Origin of the sequence: Streptomyces sp. NBC_00028 (genome assembly GCF_045041065.1) — a bacterium.
Classification (GTDB): Bacteria; Actinomycetota; Actinomycetes; order Streptomycetales; family Streptomycetaceae; genus Streptomyces.
The window spans coordinates 9,311,155-9,323,987 of sequence record NZ_CP108293.1 but is presented as its reverse complement, the minus strand read 5'-3'; the positions used below and the strand labels follow the sequence as shown (position 1 = coordinate 9,323,987).

Here is a 12,833-nt window from a genome sequence, read left to right as displayed (position 1 = left end):
CCCCTCGGCCGGTTTTCGACCGTTGATCGAGCATTCGTTCGGCGCACTGGGTATTTGTCCCGCGTCGGCGCAAGCAGGTGCGGGAGGCAGGCGCAGGGGGCTGAGACTGTGGCACGCCCGTCATGGACGTCCGATCCGGTCGAGGAACAGCGTCGTCGAAAGCGGGACGTGGTGCGCCGGCTGCGCGCCCAGGGCCGGTACGGGCCCAGGTTCCGTGATGTGCTGCCCTCGTTCGCGGTCCTCGCGGCGGCGGTGTGCGCGGTCGTGGCCGGACTCGTCATCGGATTCCGCACCGTCGGGGCCGTCGTCCCCGTCGTCGGCGTCCTGCTGTCGGCGCTCGTCGTCACGGTCGCGATCCGGCGCCGTCGTCCCGGCGCGCGCCGTCGACGTGGCCACTACACGCCGCAGGAACTGGTCGAACTCGACATCCAGGGGCTGGCCCTGGCCGTGGCGCGGATGCTGCGCCGGGACCAGTGGAAGGTACGGCTGTTACCGGCGCCGGACCGACCCCGGCTGTGCGCCCGGCATCCGGACGGGCGCCGCCTCGACGTCGCCTTCCGGCCGGTGGCGGAACCCCTCCCCGACGAGGCCCTGCCCCACCCCCGGGCCCACCGGGAGGACCCGGACTCGTTCCTCCACCTGGTCGTGCACCGGGGCACCTTCCGGGCCCGCGACGTGCGGTGGGCACGGCGTGAGGGCCGGACCGTCCTGCTGGACGGCCCGGCCCTGGAGCGCTGGGCGCGGGGAGTGCCTCTCGACAGGCTGCTGTCCGAAGACGTCAGCGGGTGACGTACACCGTCGCCGACGCGGTCGAGGCCGCGTGCAGGTCGTCGCCCGGCCAGCTCACCTTGTACGTGGTCTCCCGGCGGGTGCGGGGGATGTCGTTGATGGTGAACGTGCCGTCCGCGGCGACCGTCACCGACGACAGCGTGCCGGTGCCGAGCCGGTCGGTGCGTTCGACCTTCAGCACCGCACGGTCCGGCAGCGCCTTGCCCTGGGCGGTGAAGGTGCCGGTGATCTCCAGGCCCGTGCTGATCGACGCCTCGGCCGGGGCGGTGAGCGCGATCGAGGTGGGGGCCTTGCCGACGCTCACCGTGTGCGTGACGTCGGTGGCCGGGCGGTGGGTGAGGTCGCCGAGGTAGGAGACCGTGTAGGTGGCGTCGCCGAGGAGGTCGGGCTCGTCGAGGACGGTGTAGGAGCCGTCGTCCTTGACGGTGAAGGTGCCCAGGTCGTGGACGCCGTCGGCGTCCGTGCGGGTCGCCTTGACCTTCAGCGGCTCGGCGGGTGCCGGGCCGTCGTACTCCAGCCGGCCGCGCACCGACAGGGGTTCGCCCGCGACGGCCTGGGCGGGGCTGTGGGTCAGCGTGGCGTTCAGGCGTACGTCGTACTGGACCGCCGGGGGCTGGATGACGTGCAGCCAGAACTGGTTGCCTGCCGCGTTCGTGGTGACCGTGAACAGGCGGGAGCCGTCGGCTGACCATTCCGTGCCGCGCGGCGCCACTCGGTCGCCGTCGAGGCTGCCCTCGAAGGCGAACTCCAGCGGGGCGGTGGAGTCGGCCGGGTCGGCGGGCTGCACCAGCAGGTCCGGGGTGGCGCCGGTGGCCGCCGCGCCACGCGCGATGTACTTGCCGTCGCCGCTGAAGGCGACCGCACTGGCCAAGGCCCCGTCCGGCAGGGCGGCGTAGCCGGTGGCCGCGTCGGACAGGTCCGTGGTGTTCAACAGCCGCGTGCCGGCGGCCGAGTCGGCGACGGCGACCTTGCTGCCGTCGGCGGAGAACGCCATGTCCTTGAGATTCAGGGCGCCTTGGCCGTCGGCGTCGGCGAAGCGGCGGGCCGCGTTTCTCACCAGGGTGCCGCCGCTGGTGTCGTACACCGTCAAAAAGGGGTTGGCCGCCTGCGAGTTGAGCGGCTGACCCAGCAACATCCGGTCGCCGGGGCCCGCTTCCAGCTGGAGCTTGCCGTAGTCCTGCCAGTTGGTGCGCGGGGAGGTGTTGTCGGCGGGGACGTAGGAGTCCAGATAGGTCAGCGTCGAGTCGCACTGCGCGGTGTAGTACGCGTACGGCGTGGTGAAGTACACCGTGCCGCCAGAGAAGGCGAGGCTGCGGCCGCAGGTGTCGGTGGAGACGTACAGGCCGTTGGACTGGTAGGTGCTGGTGTCGTAGCGCCAGATGACCTCACGGCCGCCGACATAGAGCGTGGAGCCGTCGGCGTTCAGGGCCAGTCCTGAGATGTGCTGCTGGGTGCTGATCGTGGTGATCCGCTCGCCCTGGAAGGAGTAGACGGCGATGAGGCCGGGGTTGGAGTAGGTGCCCAGGTTGCTGTCGGCGACGTAGACCCGCTCGTGCACGGAGTCCACGGCCATCGCCGAGTACGAGGTGATCGGCAGCTTGGCCACCGCGTCGGAGGCCGCCGCGTGGGCCGCCGGCGCGGCGGCGACGGTCAGGCCGGTTCCGGCGAGAGCGGCGGCGAGAACGGTGGCCGCGAGACGTCTGGGACGGTGAGCGCTGTTCAATTGTGCCCCCCACAGGCTTGGTTGGGCCTCACCGGGAACGGTGAGGCCCGTGTGTCACCCATGTAACAGGGGCGAAGATCCTGTGATCAAGGGGCGCGGCGGAACGGGCCGGGCCCCGCACGTCGTCGTGCGGGGCCCGGGGTGTGGGTGGGGTGCGGGTCAGGGGCAGCTGATGCGGATGTCGCCCGTGTCCGTCGTGCAGGTGTCCGTGTTGTAGCCGCCGTTGGCGGTGTCGTTGCCGGAGACGTTGTCGACGGTGTTGAGGTTGTCGGCGCCGTAGTTGCCCGTCAGGTTGTCGTTGCCGGGACCCCCGTTGAGGGTGTCGTCGCCGAAGGAGCCGTCGAGGCGGTCGTTGCCGTAGCCGCCCAGGACGGTGTCGTTGCCGTAGCTCGCGTTGACGGTGTCGTCGCCGCCGAGGGCGCAGATCACGTCGTTGTTGTAGGTGCCGGTGAGGGTGTCGTTGCCGCTGGTGCCGATGCGGGTGCAACCGCGGGCGTTGTTGACCGTGGTCGTGGCCGTTGCGGTGTTGTTGCCGGTGCTCGGGTCGCTCTGGCCGCCGCTGACCGTGGCCCGGTCGGTGAGGGTGCCGGTGGCACGGGGTTCGGCGGCGATCGTCACCGTGGCCGTGGCGCCGGGAGCGAGGGTGCCCAGCGCGCAGGTCGCGCCGGTGGCGGTGAGCGTGCAGGTGCCCGAGCCGGTGGTCGCGGACACGGCCGAGGCGGCGACACCGCTGAGGGTGTCGGTCAGCGAGACGCCGGTGGCGGAGGTCGTGGTGCTGTTGTTGGTCACACGCACCGTGTAGGCGGGTCGGTCGCCGATGCCGGCCGTGGTGGGGCCGGACTTCGTCACGGACAGGTCCACGCCGGTCGGTGGCGGCGGGGCGCTGCCGCCGCCTTCGAAGCGGGCCAGGGCGAAGTCGCTGTTCGGTCCGCCCTGTCCGGCGGCGACGATCTTTCCGTCCGACTGGAGGGCCACACCGTAGGCCGCGTCGCTCGCGCCGAAGTCGGCGGTGGCCACGCCCGCCGTGCCGAAGCCGGTGTCCTGGCTGCCGTCGGGGTTGTAGCGCAGGACGGCGAAGTCGGCGCCGGGCCCGTTGCTGCCGGCGATGACGATCCGGCCGTCCCCCGGCTGGAGCTTCACGTCCGAGGCGCCGCCGCCACCGGAGGTCAGGACCTTGCCGTCGCCGTCGAAGCCGGTGTCCAGGGCGCCGCCCGGGGTGTACCGGGCCAGGGCGAACCGGCCGCCGCTGCCTCCGGCGGCCACGATCCTGCCGTCGGGCTGCACCGCGAGCCCCTCCACGGAGTCGTAGTCGCCGAGGTCGGTGCGTTCGATGCCGTCACCGCTGAAGCTCGTGTCCAGGGCGCCGCTCGCCGTGTAGCGCAGGAGGACGAAGTCGAAGCGGGTCGTGCCGACCTCACCGCCGACCAGGATCCTGCCGTCGGGCTGGAGCGCCAGGGCGCGGCCGTCGCCGCCCTCCTCCTGCGACTCCGGTGCCGGATCGGTGCTCACCTGGCCGTCGCCGCCGCCGAAACTCGCGTCCGGGGTGCCGTCGGCGTTGTAGCGGGCCAGCGCCACCTGACCACCGCTGGTACCGGCGGCCACGATCCTGCCGTCGGGCTGCACCGCGACGTCCCGGGCCTCGTCCGGGCCTCCGAAGTCGGTGAACACCCTGCCGTCGCCGCCGCCGAAACCGGTGTCCAGCGTGCCGTCGGGGTTGTAGCGGGCCACCGTGAACCAGCAGCAGTTCTCGTACCCCCGCCAACTGCTGCCCACCACGACCATCTTGCCGTCGGGCTGGATCGCCAGGGCCTGGGCCTCGCTCCACTGGAGGTCGGGGTCCATGTTGTTGACGGCCGTCGTGACCTTGCCGTCGCCGCCGCCGAAACTCGCGTCCGGGGTGCCGTCGGGGTTGTGGCGGGTCAGGGCGAAGTCGCTCTCGCCCAGCGAGTAGTCGGCGGAGGAGCCGACCGAGACGATCTTCCCGTCGGACTGCACCGCCACGTCATTGGCGTGGTCCTCGTCGGCGAGGCTGGTGAGCACCTTGCCGTCACCGCTGAAGGTGGGATCCAGGCCGCCCGGAGCCGCGGTCGCGGTGCCCGGGAAGGTCAGGACAAGGGCCAGGACGGTCGCCGTCAGCGTCCCGGCCCGGGCCGCCAGGGACCGGCTGCGGCGCTCGCCGCGTCTGCGCCGCGTCGATCGCACATGAGGTGTGAGCATGCGCGACAGCCTCCCGCCGCCCGCCACCGAACCAGGGGCCACCACCAGCGGGGTTGCCCTCACCGGGCGCAGGAATCCATCCGAGCGGGTGAGCGGACGGCGCGTTCGGCCTTACGGTGGCGTCATGAGCGATCACCCGGAAGCGCCTGTCACGCCCCTGGCGGCCCCTGAACCCTCTTACTACCTGGCGGTCTTCAGCGCGGTGCGGACCGAGGACCAGAGCGGCTTCGGCGAGACCAACGCCCGTATGGAGGCCGGCGGGCTGACCGGAAGCCGTCCCGCCTCGCACTAAGCGGACTGGGCGAAAGTCGACTGCGGTTCGGCAACGCCCTCAAGGGGCGCGGGGAACTGCGCGATGAGCCACAACGGCGCCGCAGCCGGACGACGGCATCACGCGGCACTTCCAGCGGAGCGCTTAGTGGGCGAGGACGCAGAACTCATGGCCCTCCGGGTCGATCAGGCACGTCCAAGGGACGTTGCCCTGGCCGATGTCGAGGTCGGCGGCGCCGAGCGTGCGCAGCCGGGCCACCTCCGCCTCCTTGTCGTCGCCGGGGTGGGGCAGCAGGTCGAGGTGGAGGCGGTCCGGCACGGTCTTGGGATCGGGTGTACGGAGGAACTCCAGGTAGGGACCCGTGCCCTTGGCGGAGCGCAACGAGGCGTGGTCGTCAGCCACCTCGTGCACGGTCCAGTCGGTCGCCTCGCCCCAGAACCCGGCCATGGCCCGCGGATCCGCGCAGTCGACCACCACCGCGGCGATCGGCCCGGTGTCCCGGTAGACCTCCCGGGGTTCAAGGACACAGAACTCATTGCCCTCGGGATCGGCGAGGACCGTCCACGGCACGTCGCCCTGGCCCACGTCGGCGGGCGTCGCGCCGAGCGCCCTCAGGCGCTCGATGAGCTCCTCCTGATGAGCGGCCGAGGTGGTGGCGAGATCGAGGTGCACACGGTTCTTCGTCGCCGACTTGGGTTCCGGGACGGGCACGACGTCGATGCCGAGGACGACCGGGTCCGGCCAGACGAGACCCCCGGCAGGTCCGACGTAGACGCTCTCTCCGGCGCCGTACGCGCTCCAGCCGAGCGCCACCGCCCAGAAGCGGCCCACCTCCGCGGCGTCGAGGGCCTTCACGTTCACCATCACGGGTCGCAGCGCCATGCCGGCGATCCTATGGCGGCACCCTGCGTTCCAGAGGGTGGGACGCATATTGGAGCGACGCGGTTGCTGCGGTACAACTGTGCCCATGATCTCCGAGCTCCTGGTGCGACGCCTGGTCATCGACCTGTGCCGACGCGCGGGCTCCTGTTGTCTTTGATCCCCGCTCCCTGACACGCCCTTTCCCGCGGTGACCCGTCCCGCGTGAGGGTGGTCGACGCGCCCGTACGCGGGTGCGTCCTCTCTTCGCTCACCATCACTCCCGCCCGGGGCCGACCGCCCATGTCCGCTCGCCGCGGACCCACCGCGCCCCGGCGTCCCTGGAGGACGCCCCGTGTCCACAACCTCCGTCCAGGACAAAGCTCCTGACGTGACATCAGTTCCCGCTTCCACGACTCGTGCGTGGAAGCGGCTGCGCCCCGTCGCGCTGCCGTTCGCCTCTCTCCTCGTCTTCCTCGGCCTGTGGCAACTGCTCGCGGCGAGCGGGACTTGGAGCGAGACGCTGGCGCCACCCCCGGCGAAGGTGTGGGACGCGTTCATCGACGTCTCCACCACCCACGACGGTGTACGCGGCTACAACGGCACCACGCTCATAGAGCACCTGGGCATCAGCCTGCGGCGCATCGCGCTCGGCGCCGGGATCGGCATCGTCGCCGGTGTGGTCCTCGGGCTGCTCATGGGTACCGTCGGCTGGCTGCGCTCGCTCTTCGAACCCTGGATCACCTTCCTGCGCACCCTGCCGCCGCTGGCGTACTTCTCGCTGCTCATCATCTGGCTGGGCATCGACGAGCAGCCGAAGATCACACTGCTGGCCGTGGCCGCGTTCCCGCCGGTGGCGGTGTCCACCACCACGGCCGTCGCCGCCGTACCGAAGCATCTGATCGAGGCCGCACGGGCGTTGGGCGGATCACGGTGGGACGTGGTCAGGGACGTCGTCGTCCCCTCCGCGCTACCGGAGACGCTCACCGGCGTCCGGCTCGCCGTGGGCGTGGCCTACTCGTCCCTGGTCGCGGCCGAGTTGGTCAACGGACTGCCCGGCATCGGCGGCATGGTCAAGGACGCCGCCAACTACAACAACACCCCCGTCGTACTCGTCGGCATCATCGCCATCGGCGTCTCCGGGCTGATCATCGACGGCCTGCTGCTACGGCTGGAGCGCTCGGTCGTGCCGTGGCGCGGACGCGCATAACCCCCTGTCAGGCTCTCGCACAGAAACGGCACCACCATGTCCCCTCTCCCCCAAGGCCCCTCCCGTCGCCTCCTCCTCGCCGGCGCCCTCGCCGCCGTGTCCGCCGCCGTCACCGGCTGCTCCGCCGACAGCGAAGCCTCGACGTCCGGCGGGTCCAAGCAGCTGCGCATCGGCTACTTCGCCTTCCCCAGCGGCGACTTGCTCGTGAAGAACAGAAAGCTGCTGGAGAAGGAGCTGCCGGGGTACACGATCAAGTGGATCAAGTTCGACTCCGGCGCCAGCGTCAACCAGGCCTTCATCGGCAAGTCCCTCGATATCGCCGCGCTCGGCTCCAGCCCCTTCGCCCGCGGTGTCTCCGGCAGCTCGCCCATCCCCTACAAGGTGGCGTGGATCCTCGACGTCGCCGGCGAGAACGAGGCCCTCGTGGCCCGCAAGGACACCGGCATCACGGACGTCGCCGGGCTCAAGGGCAAGAAGATAGCCACCCCCTTCGCCTCGACCTCCCACTACAGCCTGCTGGCGGCACTGAAGGCGGCCGGTCTCGCCGCGTCCGACGTGCAGCTCATCGATCTCCAGCCGCAGCCGATCCTCGCCGCCTGGGAACGCGGCGACATCGACGCCGCCTACGTCTGGCTCCCGACGCTCGACGAGCTGCGCAAGACCGGCGTCCAGCTCACCAGCAGCAAGGAGATCGGCGCCGCGGGCAAGCCGACTCTCGATCTGGCCGTCGTCTCCGACGAGTTGATCGGCCGGGACCCGAAGGCCATCGCCGGGTGGCGCAGAGCGCAGGCCGAGGCGCTGCGCCTGCTCACGTCGGATCCGGACGCAGCGGTCAAGGCCGTCGCCGCCGAGATCAACATCAGCGAGGCCGACGCCAAGGCACAGCTGGCGCAGGGGGTTTTCCTCACCCCGGAGCAGGTCGTCTCCGCCGACTGGCTGGGCACCGACAGCGGTCCGGGCAAGCTGCTCACCTACGTCACCGACACCGCGGCCTTCCTCGCCGACCAGAAGCAGATCGACGCGGCGCCGTCCGAGGCCACCGTCCGCAAGGCGTTCTATCTGGAAGGACTGTCCGATGTCGTCAAGTGAGCTCACCGCAGAGCCGGTTGTCGACGCGGAGGGCGCCGGTTCCGTCCGTCTCGACCACGTCACTCACCGGTACGGTCACGGCAGCGATGCCTTCACCGCGGTCGGGCCGGTCGATCTGAGCGTCCCCGCCGGGGAGTTCCTGGTCCTCGTGGGCGCGTCCGGGTGCGGCAAGAGCACCCTGCTGCGGCTGATCGCCGGGTTCGAGCAGCCCACACACGGTGCGGTGCGCGTGTCCGGCGCCGAGCCCCGGCCCGGTGTCTCGGCCGGAGTGGTCTTCCAGACGCCACGGCTGTTCCCGTGGCGGACCGTGCGCGGCAACATCGACCTGGCGTTGCGGTACGCGGGCGTGGAACGGGCCCAATGGCCGCAGCGCCGGGCCGAGTTACTGGCCCGGGTCGGTCTGGAGGGCACCGAGCGGCGGCGCATCTGGGAGATCTCCGGCGGACAGCAGCAGCGCGTCGCCATCGCCCGCGCGCTGGCCGCCGAGAACCCGCTGCTCCTGCTGGACGAGCCGTTCGCCGCGCTGGACGCGCTGACCCGTGAACGGCTCCAGGAGGACGTGCGCCGGGTGACCGAACGCACCGGGCGGACCGCGGTGTTCGTCACGCACTCGGCCGAGGAGGCGGTGTTCCTCGGCTCCCGCATCGTGGTGCTGACCAAGAGCCCCGGAATCGTGGCCCTGGACCTGCCGATCACCCTGCCGCGCGGTGACGTCGACGCCGAAGAGCTGCGCGAGTCCCCCGAGTTCGCCGAGCTGCGCGCGCAGGTGTCCCACGCCGTCAAGGCCGCGGCGGCGGCCTGAACCTCCTACCCACCATCCAGGAAAGGAATCGACCGTGAGCATTCTCAGCGAACGACCGTCCGTGAGCACGCAGTTGCCCCTCGCCCCGCTCGGCCCGAACTTCGGTGCCGAGATCCATGGCCTCGACCTCGCCCGCCTCGACGACGACCAGGTCCTCGCCCTGCGTGAGGCGCTGGTGGCGTACAAGGTGCTGTTCGTGCGCGGCCAGCAGGGTCTCGACGACGCGGCCCAGATCGAGTTCGGCCGACGGCTGGGCGAGGTCACCGTCGGGCATCCCGTGCACGACTCCGGTGACGTGGCCCCCGAGGTGTACGCGCTGGACAGCCAGGACAACGGGTTCGCCGACGTGTGGCACACGGACGTGACGTTCGTGCGGCGGCCCCCGGCGATCTCCGTGCTGCGGGCCGTGGTGCTGCCGCCGACCGGCGGCGACACCAACTGGGCGGACAGCCAGCTCGCCTACGAGTCCCTGTCGCCGGGGCTGCGGACCCACATCGACACGCTGACGGCCGTCCACGACGGCAGCCGCGAGTTCGGCTACTACCTGGCCCAGCACCGGCAGGGGCAGGGCAATCTGTGGGAGGGCGAGGTGTTCACCGCGCTGACGCCGGTGGAGCACCCGGTGGTGCGGGTGCACCCGGAGAGCGGTCGCAAGGGCCTGTTCGTGAACCCCGGCTTCACCTCGCACATCGTGGGCGTCTCGGAGCACGAGAGCCGTGGTCTCCTCGACATCCTGTACGCCCACCTCACCAAGCCGGAACACGTCGTACGGCACCGCTGGCAGGCCGGTGACGTCGCGCTGTGGGACAACCGCAGCACGGCCCACTACGCCAACCGCGACTACGGGGACCAGCACCGGGTGATGCACCGGATCACGTTGCGGGGCGACACTCCGCGAGGTCCGGCGACCGTCGCCGGCTGACACGGGCGCCGGCGCCTCCCGTGGCGCCGGTGGTCTCCGAGCCATGGAAACCTCGGTCGAGACCGCGTGCCGGGTCTGTGGGCTGGACGACGGGCAGAACTGTTCGACCAGATCGCGAACATTCCACCCGGGTGGCGATGAAAAGGGCCACACCGAGACGCCCTTGACACCCGCGGGGGCGGCCGACGTACGTTGAACTCGCGAATACCTGACGGGTGGAGGCCCTCGATGCACGTTCCTGGCGCGGCACCGCACGGTGCCTGCACGGGTGCGTGGCTGATCACCCGGCGGCATGTCGACTACTGCCGCACCTCCTCCGCGGTCTGTCCTTCCGTACACGTCTGACCCCTGCCGGCCTGCCTCGCCGGCCGTCTCGTCGTGGCCCCGCGCTGTGCGCAGCAGGGCCATGAGTCCACGTGTTCTCGGAAGGAACGCCCCTTGTCCCGCCCTGCCCTGCACCTCGCCGTCGAGCTCGACGGCGACGGCGCGCATCCCGCGGCCTGGCGCCGCGCCGCCCACTCGCCCGACCAGCTGCTCACCCCGCGCCGTGTGGCCCAGGTGGCGGCCGTCGCGGAGAACGCCGGGTTCACCCTGATCACCCTCGACGACGGTGTACTGCCGCCCGGAGCCGGGCCGAACCCGGTGGGCCGCATCGGAGCGGTGGAGCGGGCGGCCTTCGTCGCCGCGTCCACGAGCAGTATCGGCATCGCGCCCGTCGTGCCGCTCACGTACGCCGAACCCTTCCATGTCTCCAGCCAGTTGGCGTCCCTGGACCACGTCTCCGCGGGCCGCGCCGGGTGGGTGGTGACCGAGGAGGAGCAACCCGAGGCGGCGCGCGCCTGGGGACGCCCGGTCGTCGACGGTGCCGACGCGCGGGCCCGGGAGTCCCGGGACGGGGTGCACGTGGCCCGGGCGCTGTGGGACTCCTGGGAGGACGACGCGGTCATCCGGTCCGTGGCCACCAGCCGCTACCTCGACCGCGACCGGCTGCACTACATCGACTTCACCGGGGAGGCGTACGCCGTCAAGGGCCCGGCGATCGTGCCGCGTCCGCCGCAGGGGCAGCTCGTCGTCCTGGGGCGGCCGGACCTGGTGCCCGCCGCGCAGCTCGACGTCGGTCTCCTCACCGGCCGCGACCTGGCGGCCGTCGCCGCGGCCGCCGCCGACGCCGGTACGCCCCGGGTGTTCGCCGAGGTCGAGGTGGCGCTCGACACGCCGGACGCCACCGCCGCCGCACGCGTCGCCGACCTGGAGGCGCATGCCCCGTGGCCGGACCGGGGACGGCTGCGGCACATCGGCTCCGCCGGGCAACTGGTTTCCCTGCTCGGAGAGTTGAGCCGCCATGTGGACGGCGTACGGCTGCACCCGCTGGTCCTGGACGAGGATCTGCCCGTTCTCTCCCGCCTCGTGCTGCCCGCCCTGTCCGAGCGGCGCCTGGTCACCCGCCCGCTGCCGGGGACCTCCCTGCGCACGACCCTGGGGCTGGCCCGCCCCGCCAACCGCTTCGCCGCCGCATCGGCCCAGCCGGTCCAGGAGGATGCCCGATGACCCGCACCGACCCCCTCGACGTCCCCCGGCCGCACGCCCGGCTCCACCTCGGCGTGTTCTTCCAAGGAGTCAACCACTGGACCATCTGGTCGGCCCCCGACAGCGGTTCCCAGATCGACCCCGCCTCCTTCCGCAAGGTCGCCCAGACCGCCGAACGCGGCCTGTTCGACGCCTTCTTTCTCGGCGAGGGACTGCGGTTGCGCGAGGTCGACGGCAAGATCCACGACCTCGACGTGGCGGGACGCCCCGACGCCCTCACCCAACTCGCCGCGCTGGCCGCCGTGACCCATCGCATCGGGCTGGTCTCCACCTCCAACTCCACCTTCAACGAACCCGCCGACCTCGCCCGCCGCCTCTCCGGTCTCGACCTGCTCTCCGAAGGCCGCGCCGGCTGGAACGTGGTGACCACCGACAACGCCTGGACCGGCGCCAACTTCCGCCGCGGCGGCTACCTCGACCACGCCGACCGCTACCGGCGCGCCGAGGAGTTCCTCACCGTGGCCCGCGCACTCTGGGACGCCTGGGCCGACGAAGCCGTCGCCGGCGCACAGAGCGTGTCTGCGTGGTCCACGCCCGGTGCCGTACGCCAAGTCCGCCACCGTGGGCCGCAGTTCGACGTCGATCTCGCCCCGACCCTGCCGCGCAGCGCCCAGGGACACCCGGTGATCTTCCAGGCCGGCGACTCCGGTGAGGGCCGTGACTTCGCGGCCCGCAACGCTGACGTCATCTTCTCCGCGCACGGCAACGACTTCGACGACGCGCTTGCCTTCGCCCAGGACATCCGCACCCGGCTGCGCGCCGTCGGGCGGCCCGACGACGATCTGCGGATCCTGCCCGGCACCGAGATCATCATCGGCGCCACCGAGGCGGAGGCCGAGGAGAAGAAGCGCTGGGTCAGGCTCCAACAGGTCACCCCCGCGACCGCGTTGGGGATCGCCTCGCTGCTGTGGGGCATCGACCTGTCCGACCGCGACGCCGACGGCCCGCTGCCCGCCGAGGACCCGGTCGTCGCCGAGAACGACGGCTCCTTCGGCGCCCGGCGCATCGCCGACCCGCGGGCGGTCGTCGCCGAGTGGCGGGCCAAGGCGGAGGCGCACGGCTGGTCGCTGCGCGAGACCGTCATCGCGCTCGGACCGCAGCGCGGGCACGTGGGCACCCCGTCCGCGCTGGCCGACAAGTTCGCCCACTTCGTACGGCACGGCGCGATCGACGGCTTCAACGTCACGCCGTACCTCATCCCCGACGGCCTCGACGACATCGTCGACCTGCTCGTACCGGAACTCCAGGAACGCGGCGTCTACCGCACCGAGTACACCGGCACGACGCTCCGCGACCACCTCGGCCTGCGCGAACCCCTCACCCACCGGTCCGCCCCCGACCGGCGCCAGGCCGGCTGACCGAACG

11 protein-coding genes are annotated in these 12,833 nt (G+C 71.7%); 8 read left to right on the top strand and 3 right to left on the bottom strand.

Going from position 1 to position 12,833, the window contains the following annotated elements:
• The first annotated feature begins 108 nt into the window (after positions 1 to 108).
• A complete protein-coding gene (locus OG885_RS42270) occupies positions 109 to 789 on the top strand; it encodes a hypothetical protein (RefSeq protein WP_405741872.1) in 681 nt (226 codons plus the stop codon).
• Here OG885_RS42270 and OG885_RS42265 read toward each other — a convergent pair.
• Positions 779 to 2,512 (bottom strand): Ig-like domain repeat protein, encoded by a 1,734-nt coding sequence (locus OG885_RS42265; protein ID WP_405741869.1) that lies wholly within the window; start codon positions 2,510 to 2,512, stop codon positions 779 to 781. The genes OG885_RS42270 and OG885_RS42265 overlap by 11 nt on opposite strands.
• Before the next feature lie 159 nt (positions 2,513 to 2,671).
• Positions 2,672 to 4,729 carry a calcium-binding protein gene (locus OG885_RS42260; RefSeq protein ID WP_405741866.1) on the bottom strand — a complete coding sequence of 686 codons (2,058 nt, stop codon included), beginning with the start codon at positions 4,727 to 4,729 and terminating at the stop codon, positions 2,672 to 2,674.
• Between the two features lie 124 nt (positions 4,730 to 4,853).
• Here OG885_RS42260 and OG885_RS42255 point away from each other — a divergent pair, with 124 nt between their 5' ends.
• On the top strand, positions 4,854 to 5,021 hold the full coding sequence (locus OG885_RS42255) for a hypothetical protein (protein WP_405741863.1): 168 nt from the start codon (positions 4,854 to 4,856) through the stop codon (positions 5,019 to 5,021).
• 123 nt (positions 5,022 to 5,144) lie between these two features.
• Here OG885_RS42255 and OG885_RS42250 read toward each other — a convergent pair whose 3' ends face one another.
• Entirely contained in the window at positions 5,145 to 5,882 is a 738-nt protein-coding gene (locus tag OG885_RS42250) for a VOC family protein (protein WP_405741860.1), read from the bottom strand.
• A 331-nt stretch (positions 5,883 to 6,213) separates the two neighbouring features.
• Here OG885_RS42250 and OG885_RS42245 point away from each other — a divergent pair, with 331 nt between their 5' ends.
• The 6 genes from OG885_RS42245 (at position 6,214) to OG885_RS42220 (ending at position 12,826) form a co-directional block, all read left to right on the top strand.
• Complete coding sequence (locus OG885_RS42245) at positions 6,214 to 7,068, top strand: ABC transporter permease (RefSeq protein WP_405741857.1); 855 nt, start codon at positions 6,214 to 6,216, stop codon at positions 7,066 to 7,068.
• A gap of 36 nt (positions 7,069 to 7,104) precedes the next feature.
• On the top strand, positions 7,105 to 8,157 hold the full coding sequence (locus tag OG885_RS42240) for an ABC transporter substrate-binding protein (protein ID WP_405741854.1): 1,053 nt from the start codon (positions 7,105 to 7,107) through the stop codon (positions 8,155 to 8,157).
• Positions 8,144 to 8,959 carry an ABC transporter ATP-binding protein gene (locus tag OG885_RS42235; protein WP_405741851.1) on the top strand — a complete coding sequence of 272 codons (816 nt, stop codon included), beginning with the start codon at positions 8,144 to 8,146 and terminating at the stop codon, positions 8,957 to 8,959. The genes OG885_RS42240 and OG885_RS42235 overlap by 14 nt, the downstream gene beginning before the upstream one ends.
• Before the next feature lie 34 nt (positions 8,960 to 8,993).
• Positions 8,994 to 9,881, top strand: coding sequence for a TauD/TfdA dioxygenase family protein (locus OG885_RS42230; protein ID WP_405741848.1), 888 nt, complete (start codon positions 8,994 to 8,996; stop codon positions 9,879 to 9,881).
• A gap of 438 nt (positions 9,882 to 10,319) precedes the next feature.
• Positions 10,320 to 11,429, top strand: a complete 1,110-nt coding sequence (locus tag OG885_RS42225) for an LLM class flavin-dependent oxidoreductase (protein ID WP_405741845.1) — start codon at positions 10,320 to 10,322, stop codon at positions 11,427 to 11,429.
• Positions 11,426 to 12,826: an NtaA/DmoA family FMN-dependent monooxygenase gene (locus tag OG885_RS42220; protein ID WP_405741842.1), complete on the top strand. Its 1,401-nt coding sequence runs from the start codon at positions 11,426 to 11,428 to the stop codon at positions 12,824 to 12,826. Before OG885_RS42225 ends, OG885_RS42220 begins: the two co-directional genes overlap by 4 nt.
• Positions 12,827 to 12,833: the final 7 nt, after the last annotated feature.

Coding starts and splice junctions, on each gene's coding strand:
- OG885_RS42260 (WP_405741866.1), bottom strand. CDS start 4,729: ATGCTCACACCTCATGTGCGATCGACGCGGCGCAGACGCGGCGAGCGC.
- OG885_RS42255 (WP_405741863.1), top strand. CDS start 4,854: ATGAGCGATCACCCGGAAGCGCCTGTCACGCCCCTGGCGGCCCCTGAA.
- OG885_RS42250 (WP_405741860.1), bottom strand. CDS start 5,882: ATGGCGCTGCGACCCGTGATGGTGAACGTGAAGGCCCTCGACGCCGCG.
- OG885_RS42240 (WP_405741854.1), top strand. CDS start 7,105: ATGTCCCCTCTCCCCCAAGGCCCCTCCCGTCGCCTCCTCCTCGCCGGC.
- OG885_RS42235 (WP_405741851.1), top strand. CDS start 8,144: ATGTCGTCAAGTGAGCTCACCGCAGAGCCGGTTGTCGACGCGGAGGGC.
- OG885_RS42220 (WP_405741842.1), top strand. CDS start 11,426: ATGACCCGCACCGACCCCCTCGACGTCCCCCGGCCGCACGCCCGGCTC.